Below are 15923 nucleotides of genomic sequence, written 5' to 3'. Positions count from 1 at the left end.
CTATGGGGGGAAAAATTTAATGAGCGAAAAAATAAAAATAGTTTTAGCAGATGACAACAGGGATTTTTGTCAAGTATTAAGAGAGTATTTATCTAATGAGGATGATATTGAAATATTAGGAATTGCAAAGGATGGAATAGAAGCTTTAGATTTAGTTTCAAGAACACAACCAGATGTATTAGTTTTAGATGTTATAATGCCACATCTTGATGGTTTAGGGGTAATTGAAAAACTAAATGCTATGAACTTGCCTAAAATGCCTAAGATAATAGTATTATCTGCAGTAGGTCAAGATAAAATAACACAAAGTGCAATAAACTTAGGAGCAGACTATTACATAGTTAAACCTTTTGACTTTGTAATATTTATAAATAGAATAAGAGGATTAGTTTCAAATAAAAATACAGTAGTAGATTCTAATTCAAGATCAAATCATAATATGGATATAAAAATGACTAAAACTGATTTCGTTAAAAATGTAGGAAATATAGAAACTGAAATAACAAATATAATACACGAAATAGGAGTTCCAGCTCATATAAAAGGATATTTATATTTAAGAGAAGCTATAAAAATGGTTATAGACAATGTGGAATTATTAGGGGCAGTAACAAAGGAACTATACCCAAGTATAGCTAAAAAGTTTAACACAACTCCAAGTAGGGTTGAAAGAGCTATAAGACATGCAATAGAAGTTGCATGGAGCAGAGGTAAGGTTGACACTATAAATCAATTATTTGGATATACAGTTCATAATACAAAAGGTAAACCAACAAACTCTGAGTTTATAGCGATGATTGCAGATAAATTAAGATTAGAACACAGTATGGTTAAATAATAAATTATGAAAAAACAAAGTCTTCATAAATTGAAGGCTTTATTTTTTTGTGTAAATGTATAAAATATATAGTAATTTACTAAACTGAGGTGAAATAATGAAAATAAACATACCAATGGATGTAAAAGAGATAATAGATGATATATATGAAAATGGATATGAGGCTTATATAGTAGGAGGATGTGTAAGAGACTCAATTGTAGGAATAAAACCTAACGATTACGATATAACAACAAATGCAAAACCTACAGACACAATAAGTATATTTAAAAATTATAAAATAATTGAAACTGGAATAAAGCATGGAACAATAACTTTAATAAAAAATAAAAATGAATATGAAATTACAACATATAGAATTGATGGAACATACACTGACAACCGAAGACCTGAATATGTAGAGTTTACAAGGGATATAATAGAAGATTTAAAAAGACGCGATTTTACTATAAACTCTATTGCCTATAATCATAAAGTAGGTATAGTTGATGCGTTTGATGGGATAGAAGATATAAATAAAAAAATAATAAGAACAGTTGGAAATCCAGATGAAAGATTTAAAGAGGATGGGCTTAGGATAATAAGAGCTGTTAGATTTAGTTCTAAACTTAATTTCAAAATAGATAGTAAAACATTGGAAAGTATTTATGCAAATATAAAATTGATAAAAAATATAAGCTCAGAAAGAATACAAGAGGAATTAAATAAAATTTTACTTAGTAATTATCCTGAAAAAATATATATACTTTACGATGCAAAAATATTTGATATATTTGAAATGAAAAATATAAAAATGAATAAAAATGACTTAGCTAAACTTAAGTCGAGTAAAAAAGATTTAGTGATAAGATTAAGTATATTTATGTATATTCTAGGGGACATTAACGAAAGCAAAAAAATATTGGAATTATTAAGATATTCTAACAAAATAAAAAGTCAATGCATTACAATTTTAGATAATCTAGATAATAAAATAATCGATGATAAAGTGTCTATAAAGATTTATTTAAAGGAAATAGGACATGAAAGTCTAAATTATCTATTATATGTAAAAAAAGTATTGGATATGGAATTTGAAAAAAAATATTATGACAAAATAAATAATTTAATTAAAGAAATTGATTTAAAAAAAGAGTGTTATTCATTAAAAGAATTAGCACTAAATGGAAGGGATTTAAATGATTTAGGCTATAAAGGCAAGGAAATAGGTGAAAAATTAAACTTTTTACTATATAATGTGATTGAAAATCCTAATATAAACAATAAAACAGATTTAATTAATATTATAAATAGCTTATAAGAAGGGCGCGTAATTTTAATTATTTAAATTGTTGTAAAATAATGCTATAATGTAATGTGATTTCAAAAACGAAAATTGGAGGTTTTAAGTATGAGAGTCGAAGCCCCTATTAAGGTAGACAGAAAAACAAAAAGGCTTGCAAAGCGACTTACTGGCGGAGAAATAGCAGTTATAAATCATAAAGATGTAGATGAAGTTGCTGCAAATTCATTAGTAGAGGGAAAGATAAAACTTGTTATAAATGCATCTCAATCTATAAGTGGTAGATACCCAAATAAAGGACCTGGAATACTTGTAGATAAAAATATACTTATTGTAGATAATGTAGGTGAAGAACTATTCAATAACTTACAGGAGGGGCAAATAATAGAAGTTATAGATGGAAAAATCTATAGAGATGGAGAATTATTAGGCCAAGGAGAAGTATTAGATAAAGACGAAGTTGATAACAAGATAAGATTGGCATATGAAAATTTGGCTGTAGAGTTGGATAGATTTATAGATAATACTATAGATTATGCTAAAAAAGAAAAAGGACTTATTCTTGGAGAAGTTGAAATACCAAAAGTAAGTACAGATTACAAGAATAGACATGTATTGATAGTTGTTAGAGGTCAAGACTATAAGCAAGACCTAAGCACAATATTATCGTACATAGAAGAAATGAAACCTATACTAGTAGGTGTAGATGGTGGAGCTGACGCTTTACTAGAGTTTGGATATACTCCAGACGTAATTGTAGGAGATATGGATAGTGTAAGTGATGAAGCTTTACAAAAAGCAAAAGAAATAGTTGTTCATGCATACACAGACGGAAGAGCACCTGGACTTAAGAGAGTACAAGACTTAGGATTGGAAGCTGTGGTATTTCCTGCGCCTGGAACAAGTGAGGATATAGCGATGCTTACTGCTTATGAGTATAAGGCTGAACTTATAGTAGCTGTAGGGACACATTCTAATATGATAGACTTCTTAGAAAAAGGAAGACCTGGTATGGCTAGTACATTTTTAGTAAGACTAAAAATAGGATCAAAGCTAATAGATGCAAAAGGTGTAAACTTATTATATAGAAGTAAATTAAAATTAAAGTATATATGGGCACTTATAGCAACTGCTTTATTCCCAGTTTTAATACTTGCATCATTCTCTCCAAGTGTTCAACAATTTATGCACTTGATGGAATTAAAAATGAGACTACTATTACAGATGTAATTAATTGAGGAGGATTAACATGCATATAAATATGAAGTATTATATAGTAACGATAGGTGCTATATTTATTGCATTAGGAATAGGAATGCTAGTAGGATTTAACTTAAATTATGATCAAGAACTTAGCAAGCAACAAGCTGCTATAATAGATGATTTAGATGCTAAATTTGAAGACATAAAAACAACAAATGATGAATTAGAAGGTAAACTAGACAAAAAAGAAAGCGAATACAAAAAACTAGTAAATTATTTAAATCAAAATTATTTAGTATTAATAAAAGACCAATTACAAGGTAAAAATGTAGGAATAATATCAACAACAGAAAATTATGATTATACACAAGACATATCTAAGACTATAACAGATGCAAATGGAAGTGTAGCATATGATATTGTTTTAAAATCAGGGTTAACTAATAAAGATAAGATAAAAGAACTTGATAGTGCATTACAATTACAGTTAAAAACTGAAAAAGATGTAGTTAATTACATAATGAGCTGCTTAAAAGAAGAAAATGCTATGGATAAACTACAACAATTAGAAAAATTAGAGATGATAAAAATAAATTATTTATCAGATAACTATTTAGACTCTTCTCAAGTTGTTATGGCAAGTGGAGATACAAATGAATCTTCTAATAAATTTACGAATATAGATAAAATAATAATAGATAAATTAAAAGAAGATGGTAAATATGTAATAGGAACTCAAAAAAGTGATGTTAAATTCTCTGATTTAGAAAACTATAAAAAAGATAAAATACCAACTATAAACAATTCTCAGCAAGGAACAGGTAAACTATCTTTAGTTTACGCTCTTAGAGATTCTGTAGAAAAAGGAAACTTTGGTATAGGAGATAAAGTAGATTCTATAATACCGTTTAAGTAAAAATAAAGGAGATGTAAATATGAATCCTTATGTAAGTATAATAATACCTGCATACAATGAAGAAAATAAAATAAAAGATACTTTACTAGGAGTAGTAGATATTGAAGAAATAAATGAAATAATAGTTGTAGATGATGGTTCAAGTGATAACACTGAAAAAGCAGCTAAATCTATTGTAAATGATAAAATAAAAGTTTTTAAGTTAGATAGAAATAGAGGTAAAGGCTATGCATTAAACTATGGATTAAAAAAAGCTATGGAAAATGCAGACATAATAGGATTTTTAGATGGAGATTTAGGTAGTTCATCAAGTGAAACTATTAAGCTTATAAAACCTGTAATAAATAATGAAGTTGATGTAACAATAGCAAAATTCCCACCTGCTAAGAAAAAGGGTGGGATGGGATTTGTAAAAAGATTAGCTAAAGATTCAGTATTTGAGATGACCGGAGTAGAGTTAGATGCTACTATATCTGGTCAAAGAATATTCAAAAAAGAAGTTTTAGAAAAATTTGATGAAATACCTTTTGGTTATGGAGTTGAAGTTGGAATGACAATAGATATATTAAAATATGGTTATTCTATAAAAGAAATTTTAGTTAATATGACACATAATGAAACAGGAAGAGATTTAAAAGGTTTTATACACAGAGGCAAACAATACTACCATATAAAGAAAATTGCTAATAAGAAGAGAAAAGAATGGAGGTAGTGTTATTGAATAATATGATACTGTATATGATAATGCTACTAGTTGGTGTAGCAACAACTTATGTTGTTATGCCATTTTTTAGAAATATGTTGGTGTCGAGTAATGTAATAAGACCAAATTATAAAAAAGATATGATACCTGTAAGTATGGGATTAGTTTTTCTACCTACGATAGTTATAAATAGTATTATTTTAGTATACTTTACAACTAACTATAGCGACTTAGTATATACATTTATGTATATATTTGGACTATTATCTATGTGCTTAGTAGGTATTTTAGACGATATTGTAGGCAACAGAGATGTAAGTGGATTAAAGGGACATTTTAAAAGTTTATTAAAAGGACATCTTACAACGGGTGGATTTAAAGCATTATTTGGAGGATTTGTAGGTCTTGCTATATCAGTTGCAATATCTAAAAATATAGCTGATATATGTATAAACACTTTAATAATAGCTTTATCTACTAATTTAATGAATTTACTAGATTTAAGACCAGGAAGAGCAATAAAAGTATATTTAGTTATAATTATAACGCTATTATTAACTTTAGTAGGTTATCCTAAAGGTTTAGTTCTTATATTATTACCGAGTGTAATTGTATATTTCTTTGATGATTTAAAAGCTAAAGCTATGATGGGAGATACAGGATCTAATGTATTAGGTATATCTATAGGAATCTTAATTGCTATAGGATACGCTAGACCTATAAGAATTGGATGGTTAGTATTTTTAGTATTTATACATGCACTTACTGAAAAATACTCTTTAACAAAAATAATAGAAAATAATAAGGTTTTAAATTTTATTGATAAACTAGGAAGGTAATCTTATGATAAGTAAAAGAATTGGAGTAGTTGAATCTATAAAAAGTAAGTCACAAAACTTAGAAGAAATAACTGTAAATATTAATGGTAATATAGAAAAAGCTTATAATTATCCTAAGATGACGGGAAGTGTAGATATAGGCGATGAAGTTGTATTAAATACAACTGCAGTTGAATTAAGTCTTGGTACAGGTGGTTATCATTTTGTAATAACTAATTTAAATAAAATAGAATCTGATATGACTCCGGGTGGTCATATTATGAAATTGAGATATACACCGTTACAGGTTAAAGTAGATTCTGTAGAGGAACAAGATAGTAAACTACATGATAAAATAAATGAGTTTAAAAGCCTAGATAACCTACCTGTTGTTGTTGGTACATTACATAGTATGCTTACTCCATTTGTTGCATCATACAAAAGACATAATCCGGATAAAAAATTAGTATATATAATGACAGATGGAGCATCTCTACCTATATACTTAAGTAAGAATGTAGAAAATCTAAAAAATAAAAAATTGATAGATGATACTATAACAATAGGTAATGCATTTGGCGGAGATTATGAATGTATAAATATTTATTCAGCATTAATAACTGCAAAAGAAGTTTTAAATGCTGATGCAGTATTTGTAAGTATGGGGCCTGGAATAGCAGGTACAGGAACTAAATATGGTTTCACAGGTATAGAACAAGGGCCAATACTAGATGCTGTTAAAAAGCTAGGAGGCAATCCTATTGCAATTCCGAGAATGAGCTTTGCAGACAAAAGAGATAGACATGTAGGTATAAGTCATCATAGTATAACTGTATTAAGCGAGATAGTAAATGTAGAAGTTAATATACCTATAGGGCTTAAAGATAAAGAAAAACTAGATTATGTAAATAACCAAATAAAAGAAAGTAAATTAGCTGAAAAGCACAATATAGCATATGTAAATCCAGGCAGTACCTTAGACGATTTAAACTATTTTGAATTGAAAGTTAAGAGTATGGGTAGAAATTATGAACAAGATAGTGAATTCTTTGATGCTGCAAGTAGTGCAGCATATTACTTAATGGAGGTTTGTTATGATAATAGAAGAGCAAACAGTAAGTAGTGACAGGATATATACTGGAAAGGTTATAAGCCTGAAAGTAGATACTGTCGAAGTTCCTAAAAAAGGCTATCAAAAAAGAGAAATAATAGAACATCCTGGGGCAGTTGGAATAGTAGCTATAACTGATGATAATAAGGTTTTATTAGTTAGACAGTTTAGAAAAGCAATAGAAAAAGTTTTATGGGAAATTCCTGCTGGAAAGTTAGAACAGGGAGAAAGTCCAAAAGACTGTGCTATTAGAGAACTAAAAGAAGAAACTGGATATAGTGCAAATAATATGAAATTAATACATAAATTTTATACGTCATCAGGATTTTCTAATCAAAAAATATATGTTTATCTAGCTACAGACCTAGAAAAGGGTGAGTGTTGTCTAGATGAAGATGAATTCTTAGAATTACATGAAGTTAATTTAAATGATGCATATGAAATGATTAATAAAAATGATATAGAAGATGCTAAAACATCTATAGGTCTTTTGCTTGCGAAAGAACTTTTATAATTAGGAATAACCTCCTCTTCTCTTGCATAAAAATTATGTAAGAACAAAAGAGGGGGTTGTAGTTTTTGAGAAGGATAAATAGAAGAACCACATTGGATAAAATAAGTAAGGATATGATAATTATATCTAGTTTGTTTATATTATTTGTTATTTTAGGATCATTGTTAAATAAAATTTTTCCTCAATATACAGAGGTAATAAGTAATAACATAACTTATACAAATAGCTACTATGATTCAGGAATGAAAATAAAAGAAGTTTTAATGTCAAATTTTAAAATGGACTTAAGTTTATTAGCAGGGATGTCGATATGTACATTAAGCATAATTTTAGCACCTATAGCTTTAATTGTTTTTGCGGTAAAAGGCTTATCGATAGGGTATACTATAAATACTTTCATAATAGCTATGAAGGCTAGTTCATTTAAAATGTTATGTGTGACACTTATTAAATTTTCAATAGTACTTCCAGGTATGATAATACTAGCATTAATATCACTTAAGTACTTTGAAGAATTTATAAAAAATGTAAGAAAACAAAATAAAACAAACTGTACATATTTAATGAAAAGGTATATAATAAACTCATTTCTTATAATAATGATTAGTGTATCTGCACAAACTATTTTAAATGCTATATCTACAATAACACTAAAAATATTTTAAAGGGACTACAATATGCAACTACTAAATGAATATATAGAATATATAAAATCTATAAGAAAGTTGACAGAAAATACAGTGAGCTCTTACTTTATAGATATAAAAAAGTATTTAACATATATAGAAAATAAAAGTATTAACTTATTTGAATCAACAGAAAATGATATAATAAGTTATATAATAGAATTAGAAAAAAATAATGTATCTACAGCTACGATTTCTAGGAGTATATCATCTATAAAGTCTTTTTATGAATATTTATTTTTAAATAGATACATAGAAAGTAATATATCTAAAAATATAAAAAAACCTAAGATAGAAAAAAAAGAAATAGATATTTTAAGTTTAAAAGAAATAGAGGCCTTACTAGATTTTCCTGAACCTAAAAATGCAAAAGATATAAGAGACAAGGCTATATTTGAGATTTTATATGGGACAGGTATGAAAGTAACAGAGCTAATAGATTTAGATTTAGATGATGTTAATTTAGAATTTGATTATATTTGTTGTGAATCAGGAAAAAATCCTAGAGTAATACCTATGTCTAAAACTACAAAAAAATATTTAGACAACTATTTAACTAAGTCAAGAAGTGAGATTTTAAAAACTAACTTCCAGGAAAAGGCTTTATTTACAAACTCTAATGGAACTAGATTTACAAGGCAAGGTCTTTGGAAATTACTAAAAAAACATGCAAAAAGAGCAAATATAAATAAAAATATAAATCCAACTATTCTTAGAAATTCATTTGCTATACACTTATTAAATCAAGGTGCAAACATAGCTGTAGTCAGCAAAATTTTAGGAAATTCTAATTTATCAAGTTTACAATATTATTTAAATTGTATAGATAAGAATATAAGACAAGAACTAAAGGAAAAACATCCTAGAAAATAAACTAACATTTAGGAGGAAAAATTTTATGAGCAGAGTTATATGGATGATAATTGATAGTGTTGGGATAGGAGCACTTCCTGATTCAGAAAAATTTGGAGATGTAAATGTAAACACTTTGGGTAACATAGTTAAAAATTATAAAGATATAAAATTACCTAATATGCTGAAATTAGGGTTAGGTAATATAGATGGTATTGATAGTTTAGAAGGCGTAGAAAGCCCTATAGGAGCATTTGGTAGAGCTAGTGAAGTATCTAAGGGTAAAGATACAACAACTGGACACTGGGAGATGACAGGAGTTTTAGTTGAAACACCTTTTAAAACATATGAAAATGGATTCCCAAAAGAAATAATAGATGAATTTGAAAGAAAGACAAATAGAAAAGTTATAGGTAATAAGCCTGCATCTGGAACAGCTATACTAGATGAATTAGGAGAGCAACAAATGAAAACTGGAGAAGTCATAGTATATACTTCTGCAGATAGTGTATTCCAAATTGCAGCACATGAAGAAATAATTCCTTTAGATGAATTGTATAAAATGTGTGAAATCGCAAGAGAAATAATGATGGGCGATAATGCAGTTGCAAGAATAATAGCAAGACCATTTGTTGGACAACCAGGAGCATTTGAAAGAACTTCTAACAGAAGAGATTACTCTTTAAGCCCATTTGAAGATACAGTTTTGGATAATATAAAAAATTCAAACCTAGATGTTATAGGAGTTGGAAAAATAGAAGATATATTTAATAAACAAGGTATAACAGAGGCTATACATACTAAAGATAATATGGATGGAGTAGACCAAACTATAAATTACATGAAGAAAGAAAATAATGGTCTTATATTCACAAATTTAGTTGATTTTGACTCTAAATATGGTCATAGAAGAGATGTTAAAGGATACAAAGAAGCATTAGAAGAATTTGATGCTAGAATACCTGAAATATTAGAAAACATGGAAGATGATGATATATTAATTATAAACTCAGACCATGGTAATGATCCTACATACAAAGGAACTGATCATACAAGAGAATATATACCTATGTTAATTTGCGGTAAAAACGTTAAGAGTGGATTAAATTTAGGAACTAGAAGCAGTTTTGCAGATATAGGAGCTACAGTTGCTGATCTATTAAATGTAAAAATGCCTAAACATGGTAATAGTTTTAAAAATGACATTATAAAATAATTAGCTAGTTGGAGGAAAAATATGAAAAATTTATATGATAAAATTCAAGAGAGTACAGATTATATAAAATCTAAAATAGAACAAGCTCCAGAAGTAGGACTTATATTAGGTTCTGGGTTAGGTGTTTTAGGTGATGAGATAGAAAATCCTGTAAAAATAAAATATGATGAAATACCAAATTTCCCAGTTTCTACAGTAGAAGGACATAATGGACAATTAGTAATAGGAACTTTACAAGGAAAAACTGTTATAGCTATGCAAGGAAGATTCCATTTTTACGAAGGATACTCAATGGAGAGCGTAACATTCCCTGTAAGAGTTATGAAAGCTTTAGGTGTTAAAACTGTAATAGTTACTAATGCAGCTGGTGGAGCAAATAAAGATTTCAAACCAGGAGATTTAATGATAATAAGAGATCATATAAACTTTAGTGGTCATCATCCACTAATAGGATCTAATGATAATAGATTAGGAGTAAGATTCCCAGATATGTCAACAGCATATACTCCAAAGTATGTAGAATTAGCAAAGGAATGTGCTAAAGATTTAGGAATACAAGTAAGAGAAGGCGTATACACTTTCTTTAGTGGTCCAACTTATGAAACACCTGCAGAAGTTAAATTAGCTCAAATTTTAGGATCAGATGCAGTTGGAATGTCAACTGTTCCAGAAGTTATAGTAGCTAGACATTCAAACTTAGATGTTATAGGTATATCTTGTATAACAAATATGGCAGCAGGAATATTAAATCAACCTTTAAATCATGAAGAAGTTATAGAGACAACACAAAAAGTTAAATCAGAATTTTTAAACTTAGTTAAATCAATAGTTAACAAATTATAAGAATTTAACGTACTACAAAACTATAAAATAATGATACAAAGGAGACTCGTTATGAGAATTTATGACATTATAAAAAAGAAAAGAGATGGAGAAGTATTAACTAAAGAAGAAATAAACTTTTTCGTAGAGAAATACTCTAAAGAAGAGATTCCTGATTATCAGGCATCTGCTCTTTTAATGGCTATATATATAAATAAAATGTCTAAAGAAGAAACTGCGTTTCTAACAGAGGCTATGATGAACTCAGGTGAAGTTATAGACCTATCAGCTATAAATGGAATTAAAGTGGACAAGCATAGTACAGGTGGTGTAGGAGATAAAACTACAATAGCATTAGCACCGTTAGTTGCTGCATGTAAAGCACCAGTTGCTAAGATGTCAGGAAGAGGTCTAGGGCATACAGGAGGAACATTAGATAAACTAGAAGCTATTCCTGGATTTTCTATAGAAATGGAACCAGAAAAATTTATACAATCAGTTAATAAGCATAATATAGCTGTATGTGGACAAACTGCATCTATAGCTGTAGCAGATAAAAAGATGTATGCACTTAGAGATGTAACAGCAACAGTTGATAATATATCGTTAATTGCAAGTAGTATAATGTGCAAAAAATTAGCATCTGGAGCTGATGCTATAGTATTGGATGTCAAAACTGGAGACGGTGCATTTATGAAAACTATAGAAGATTCATTTGCACTGGCAAAAGAAATGGTTGATATCGGAGATAATATGAATAGAGAAACTATAGCACTTATAACTGATATGGATGAACCGCTAGGATTTGCAGTAGGTAACTCATTAGAAGTTATAGAAGCTATAGAAACTTTAAAAGGAAGAGGACCTAAAGATTTCGTAATGTTATGCGAAACATTAGGTGCATATATGTTACTATTAGCAAAAGTAGTTGATAATTTTGAAGATGGTAAAGCCAAGATTCAAGAAGCTATAACTACAGGAAGTGCACTTGATAAATTAAAAGAATTTATAGAAAATCAAGGTGGAAATAGTAATATAGTTGATGATTATTCTCTTTTACCTCAAGCAAAAGAAATAATGGAAATAAAAGCTCCGAAAACTGGTTATATAGCAAAAATAGAAGCTGAAGAAGTTGGAGTTTCTGCTATGATGCTAGGGGCAGGAAGAGAAACTAAAGAAGATGAACTAGATTTATCAGCAGGTATAGTTTTAACTAAAAAAGTTTCAGACTTTGTAAATGAAGGCGAAACAATAGCATATATGCATTACAATAAATTAGATAAAATTGAAGGAGCAAAAGATAGATTCTTAAAAGCTTATACAATATCTGATGAAAAAGTGGAAGCAGGAAAACTAGTTTATGGGGTTGTAACTAAAGATAAAACTTTAAAATTCTAATAGATATGATTAAAAAAAGCCTAACGTGTAAAAAATAACGTTAGGCTTTTTATTTAGTTTCGACAATTTTATTGAAAATTTTTATTCTTAGATTTATAATATAAAGGATATAAATATACATAAGGAGTAGATAACCCTATGAATTTTAGAAAGGTAAACTTGAAAATAGTAGCTATTATAATAGTAATTATATTGGCTTTACTTGCTGGATATATATATAGTCAAATAGGACCATACAATAAAAGCAGCAAAAAAGAAATAATAGTTGAAATACCTAATGGAGCAACATTAACTGATGTAGCAGATATTTTACAAGAAAATAAATTAATTAAAAATAAAGTTTTATTTAAAGCTGTAGAAAAGGTAAAACCTAATAAACATGGAGTCAAAGCGGGGACGTATTTATTACGTCAAAGTTATTCAAACTCTAAAATTTTAAGTATACTTACTGATGGAAAAGTTCACAACGATGGAACAAAGGTAACTATACCGGAAGGATTAACTTATAAGGAAGTAATAAAATCTTTAACAGATAAAAAATTAGGAAGTGCTGAAAAATATGAGCAATTAATCAATAATCCTAAAGAATTTTACGCTGATTTTGCATTCTTAAAAGAATCCGATATAAAGAACTTAGAGGGATTTTTATATCCTGATACTTATTATTTTGATAAAGAAAGTACAGAAAAAGAAGTTTTATATGCAATGCTAAAGAGATTTGAACAAGTTTATAATGATAAATTTAAAGAAAAGCAAAAGGAAATGGGATTAACTCTTCAACAAGTTGTAAACTTAGCTTCTATAATAGAAAAGGAAGCTGTTGTAGATGAAGATAGACCTATGATTGCTAGTGTTTTTTATAATAGGTTAAAAATAGGAATGCCTCTTCAGTCAGATGCTACTTTACAATATGCGTTTGATAAAAGAAAAGAAAGAGTAATGTATAAGGATTTAAAAGTCGATTCTCCTTATAATTCTTATTTAAATAAAGGATTACCACCTACTCCTATATGTAGTCCCGGAGTTAAATCGATAGAAGCTGCACTATATCCATCTAATACGGATTATCTATATTTTGTAGCAACTGTAGGAGGAAAGAATAATTACAGCAAAACGTATAAAGAACATTTAAAACATGTAGAAAGTTACAAGCAAGAAAGAGATAAAGTTAAAGAAGACAAAACAGAAAAATAAATAAAATATTTGTCCAAAAAGGCAAAGGATTATCGCAAAGCTTAATATAAGTTTTAAGGCGTAACTTTGTCTTTTTTTAGGGCAACTCAAGGAGTTGAAGATATGAGTAATATAGTTGATGATTTAGTTGAAGATTATATAAGAAATACTTTAAGGGATAAAGAAGGGTTACTAAAAGAATTGGAAGAGTATGCTAAAGAGCATAATGTTCCAATAGTTCATAAAGAAGTTTCAGATTTTTTAAAAGTATTATTAAAAGTTCAAAGACCAAAGAGAATTTTAGAAGTTGGTTGTGCAATAGGATACTCATCTATACTATTTGCAACAGTTTTAGATAAAAATGTAGAAATAATAACTGTTGAGAGAAATGAAAAAATGATCGAAAAGGCAAAAGAAAATATTAAAAAAGCTGGATTAGAAAATAATATAACTATATTAGAAGGAGATGCAGAAGAACTTTTAAAACAAGTTGAAGGTGAATTTGACATGATTTTCCTAGATGCAGCTAAAGGACAATATAAGTTATTTTATGATATGATAATAGATAAATTAAAAGTAGATGGACTTTTAATATCTGATAATATTCTGTACAAAGGAATGGTAGCTCATGACAGTTATGTAATCAGAAGAAAAAAAACTATAGTTAAGAGAATGAGAAGTTATCTAGATTATATATGCAATTGTGATTACTTAGACACATCTATAATCCCTATTGGAGATGGAGTTACACTTAGCTATAAAAAGAAAGTAAGAGGTGATTTTAATGCATAAAGTTGAGCTTTTATCATCAGCTAAAGATTTAAATAGCTTGAAATTAGCGTTTGAAAGTGGTGCAGACGCTGTTTATATAGGTGGAGATTCATTTGGAATTGATGCTATAGCTAAAAACTTCTCAAGAGAAGAATTACAGCAAGGCGTTGAATTTGCCCATCACAACAATAAAAAAGTTTATGTAGCTGTTAATGTTATGCCACACAATGAGGACTTTGATAGTTTAAAGGATTACTTAGTAGAACTTGAAAAGTTAAACATAGATGGAATAATAGTAACAGATCCTGGTGTTTTAACAATAGCTAAAAATACTATACCTAACGTTAAAATTCACATGGGGCAGCAAGCAAACGTAACTAATTTTAATTCAGTTAACTTTTGGTATGACCAAGGAGTTAGAAGGATAATTATTACTAGTGAATTATCTTTTGATGAAATAAGTACAATAAGAGCTAAAACTCCATTAGATATGGAAATAGAAACTTTTGTCCATGGACCTATATGTATATCTTATTCAGGAAGAAGGCTTTTAAGTAGCTATTTAGGAAGTAAAGATAATGTAGAGTACAAAGAAGGAAACAATAAGTATAACTTATTAGAAGAAAAAAGACAAGGGGAATACTACCCAGTTTTTGAAGATGAAAAAGGAACTTTCTTATTTAACTCAAAAGACCTATGTATGTTAAACTTTGTACCTGACTTTGTAAAAGCAGGTGTGACTAGTTTAAAGATAGATTCAAGATTACAAAGCGACGAATACTTAGAAACAGTTATAAAAGTCTATAGAAAAGCTCTAGATGAATTTTATAAAAACCCTAATGAATGGGAATTCAATCCTATTTGGTTAGAGCAAATAAAAGAAAAAAGTCATAGACCATTGACACATGGATTCTACACAGGCGAAGCTATGCCAGATGATTATGAATAAATAAAAAATTTTTAAGGAGAGATTCAAAGATGACAAAGGACAAAAAGACACTGATAATAGGTATTACAGGTGGGACAGGATCAGGAAAAAGTACAGTTTGCAAATCAATAAAGGAAAGTATACCAGAGGAAAACATAGCTATAATAGAACAAGATGCGTACTACAAAGATCAAGCGCATTTATCATTTGAAGATAGATTAAAGACTAACTATGACCATCCATTAGCTTTTGATAATAAATTATTAATAAAGCACTTAGATATGTTATGTAATGGAGAAAGTATAGAAAAACCTATATATGACTATGAACTTCACACTAGAGACTTAGAGAATACTGTAACTACAGAGGCTAAGGACATAGTAATTGTTGAAGGGATAATGATACTTGAAGATGAAGAATTAAGAAATAAGTTAGATATAAAAATATATGTAGATACAGAAGATGACCTAAGAATTTTAAGAAGAATTCAAAGAGATATAAAAGAGAGAGGTAGAACAGTAGATTCTGTTATAGAGCAATATTTAACAACTGTTAAACCTGCACACGATCAATTTATAGAGCCATATAAAAAATATGCAGATATAATAATACCAGAAGGTGGACAAAACGAAGTTGCAATAGATATGGTAATAGCAAGAATAAAAACACAATTACATTAACAATAAATAGTA

The 15923-nt window shown here is 28.4% G+C and carries 17 protein-coding genes; all 17 read left to right on the top strand.

Going from position 1 to position 15923, the window contains the following annotated elements; all coding sequences use genetic code 11:
• Positions 1-19: 19 nt before the first annotated feature.
• Positions 20-838, top strand: coding sequence for a sporulation transcription factor Spo0A (spo0A, locus tag ACN6I1_RS11290; RefSeq protein WP_419741992.1), 819 nt, complete (start codon positions 20-22; stop codon positions 836-838).
• 97 nt (positions 839-935) lie between these two features.
• Positions 936-2138 (top strand): CCA tRNA nucleotidyltransferase, encoded by a 1203-nt coding sequence (locus ACN6I1_RS11285; protein WP_419741991.1) that lies wholly within the window; start codon positions 936-938, stop codon positions 2136-2138.
• Positions 2139-2228: 90 nt separating this feature from the next.
• Positions 2229-3350 (top strand): putative cytokinetic ring protein SteA, encoded by a 1122-nt coding sequence (gene steA / locus ACN6I1_RS11280; RefSeq protein WP_021429752.1) that lies wholly within the window; start codon positions 2229-2231, stop codon positions 3348-3350.
• Between the two features lie 19 nt (positions 3351-3369).
• Positions 3370-4239, top strand: coding sequence for a copper transporter (locus ACN6I1_RS11275; RefSeq protein WP_419741990.1), 870 nt, complete (start codon positions 3370-3372; stop codon positions 4237-4239).
• Positions 4240-4258: 19 nt separating this feature from the next.
• Entirely contained in the window at positions 4259-4951 is a 693-nt protein-coding gene (locus tag ACN6I1_RS11270; protein WP_021429728.1) for a glycosyltransferase family 2 protein, read from the top strand.
• Between the two features lie 5 nt (positions 4952-4956).
• A complete protein-coding gene (locus tag ACN6I1_RS11265; RefSeq protein ID WP_419741989.1) occupies positions 4957-5781 on the top strand; it encodes a glycosyl transferase in 825 nt (274 codons plus the stop codon).
• A 4-nt stretch (positions 5782-5785) separates the two neighbouring features.
• Positions 5786-6883, top strand: coding sequence for a DUF3866 family protein (locus ACN6I1_RS11260; protein ID WP_419741988.1), 1098 nt, complete (start codon positions 5786-5788; stop codon positions 6881-6883).
• Positions 6855-7385: an NUDIX hydrolase gene (locus ACN6I1_RS11255; protein WP_021429595.1), complete on the top strand. Its 531-nt coding sequence runs from the start codon at positions 6855-6857 to the stop codon at positions 7383-7385. The genes ACN6I1_RS11260 and ACN6I1_RS11255 overlap by 29 nt, the downstream gene beginning before the upstream one ends.
• 65 nt (positions 7386-7450) lie before the next feature.
• On the top strand, positions 7451-8050 hold the full coding sequence (locus tag ACN6I1_RS11250) for a hypothetical protein (RefSeq protein ID WP_419741987.1): 600 nt from the start codon (positions 7451-7453) through the stop codon (positions 8048-8050).
• Between the two features lie 12 nt (positions 8051-8062).
• A complete protein-coding gene (locus ACN6I1_RS11245) occupies positions 8063-8944 on the top strand; it encodes a tyrosine-type recombinase/integrase (RefSeq protein WP_419741986.1) in 882 nt (293 codons plus the stop codon).
• A 25-nt stretch (positions 8945-8969) separates the two neighbouring features.
• Positions 8970-10139 carry a phosphopentomutase gene (locus ACN6I1_RS11240; RefSeq protein ID WP_114543125.1) on the top strand — a complete coding sequence of 390 codons (1170 nt, stop codon included), beginning with the start codon at positions 8970-8972 and terminating at the stop codon, positions 10137-10139.
• Between the two features lie 21 nt (positions 10140-10160).
• Positions 10161-10982 (top strand): purine-nucleoside phosphorylase, encoded by an 822-nt coding sequence (locus ACN6I1_RS11235; protein ID WP_021429593.1) that lies wholly within the window; start codon positions 10161-10163, stop codon positions 10980-10982.
• A gap of 51 nt (positions 10983-11033) precedes the next feature.
• On the top strand, positions 11034-12359 hold the full coding sequence (locus tag ACN6I1_RS11230) for a pyrimidine-nucleoside phosphorylase (protein WP_021429623.1): 1326 nt from the start codon (positions 11034-11036) through the stop codon (positions 12357-12359).
• Positions 12360-12497: 138 nt separating this feature from the next.
• Positions 12498-13553 carry an endolytic transglycosylase MltG gene (mltG, locus tag ACN6I1_RS11225; RefSeq protein ID WP_419741985.1) on the top strand — a complete coding sequence of 352 codons (1056 nt, stop codon included), beginning with the start codon at positions 12498-12500 and terminating at the stop codon, positions 13551-13553.
• 102 nt (positions 13554-13655) lie between these two features.
• Positions 13656-14324 (top strand): O-methyltransferase, encoded by a 669-nt coding sequence (locus ACN6I1_RS11220; protein ID WP_419741984.1) that lies wholly within the window; start codon positions 13656-13658, stop codon positions 14322-14324.
• Positions 14317-15252, top strand: coding sequence for a peptidase U32 family protein (locus tag ACN6I1_RS11215; protein ID WP_419741983.1), 936 nt, complete (start codon positions 14317-14319; stop codon positions 15250-15252). The genes ACN6I1_RS11220 and ACN6I1_RS11215 overlap by 8 nt, the downstream gene beginning before the upstream one ends.
• A 29-nt stretch (positions 15253-15281) precedes the next feature.
• Positions 15282-15911, top strand: a complete 630-nt coding sequence (gene udk / locus ACN6I1_RS11210) for a uridine kinase (RefSeq protein WP_021429643.1) — start codon at positions 15282-15284, stop codon at positions 15909-15911.
• Positions 15912-15923 lie beyond the last annotated feature (12 nt).

The organism is Paraclostridium dentum (assembly GCF_048568265.1).
GTDB classification, from domain to species: Bacteria; Bacillota; Clostridia; order Peptostreptococcales; family Peptostreptococcaceae; genus Paraclostridium; species Paraclostridium dentum.
The sequence above is the reverse complement of the archived record's forward strand: the minus strand, read 5'-3'. Positions and strand labels throughout refer to the sequence as shown.

Excerpts from the sequence above, each read along its gene's own strand:
- ACN6I1_RS11230 (WP_021429623.1), top strand. The coding sequence starts at position 11,034 with ATGAGAATTTATGACATTATAAAAAAGAAAAGAGATGGAGAAGTATTA.
- ACN6I1_RS11215 (WP_419741983.1), top strand. The coding sequence starts at position 14,317 with ATGCATAAAGTTGAGCTTTTATCATCAGCTAAAGATTTAAATAGCTTG.
- ACN6I1_RS11255 (WP_021429595.1), top strand. The coding sequence starts at position 6,855 with ATGATAATAGAAGAGCAAACAGTAAGTAGTGACAGGATATATACTGGA.
- ACN6I1_RS11245 (WP_419741986.1), top strand. The coding sequence starts at position 8,063 with ATGCAACTACTAAATGAATATATAGAATATATAAAATCTATAAGAAAG.
- ACN6I1_RS11260 (WP_419741988.1), top strand. The coding sequence starts at position 5,786 with ATGATAAGTAAAAGAATTGGAGTAGTTGAATCTATAAAAAGTAAGTCA.
- steA (WP_021429752.1), top strand. The coding sequence starts at position 2,229 with ATGAGAGTCGAAGCCCCTATTAAGGTAGACAGAAAAACAAAAAGGCTT.
- ACN6I1_RS11240 (WP_114543125.1), top strand. The coding sequence starts at position 8,970 with ATGAGCAGAGTTATATGGATGATAATTGATAGTGTTGGGATAGGAGCA.
- ACN6I1_RS11270 (WP_021429728.1), top strand. The coding sequence starts at position 4,259 with ATGAATCCTTATGTAAGTATAATAATACCTGCATACAATGAAGAAAAT.
- udk (WP_021429643.1), top strand. The coding sequence starts at position 15,282 with ATGACAAAGGACAAAAAGACACTGATAATAGGTATTACAGGTGGGACA.
- ACN6I1_RS11285 (WP_419741991.1), top strand. The coding sequence starts at position 936 with ATGAAAATAAACATACCAATGGATGTAAAAGAGATAATAGATGATATA.
- ACN6I1_RS11235 (WP_021429593.1), top strand. The coding sequence starts at position 10,161 with ATGAAAAATTTATATGATAAAATTCAAGAGAGTACAGATTATATAAAA.
- ACN6I1_RS11220 (WP_419741984.1), top strand. The coding sequence starts at position 13,656 with ATGAGTAATATAGTTGATGATTTAGTTGAAGATTATATAAGAAATACT.
- ACN6I1_RS11275 (WP_419741990.1), top strand. The coding sequence starts at position 3,370 with ATGCATATAAATATGAAGTATTATATAGTAACGATAGGTGCTATATTT.
- mltG (WP_419741985.1), top strand. The coding sequence starts at position 12,498 with ATGAATTTTAGAAAGGTAAACTTGAAAATAGTAGCTATTATAATAGTA.
- spo0A (WP_419741992.1), top strand. The coding sequence starts at position 20 with ATGAGCGAAAAAATAAAAATAGTTTTAGCAGATGACAACAGGGATTTT.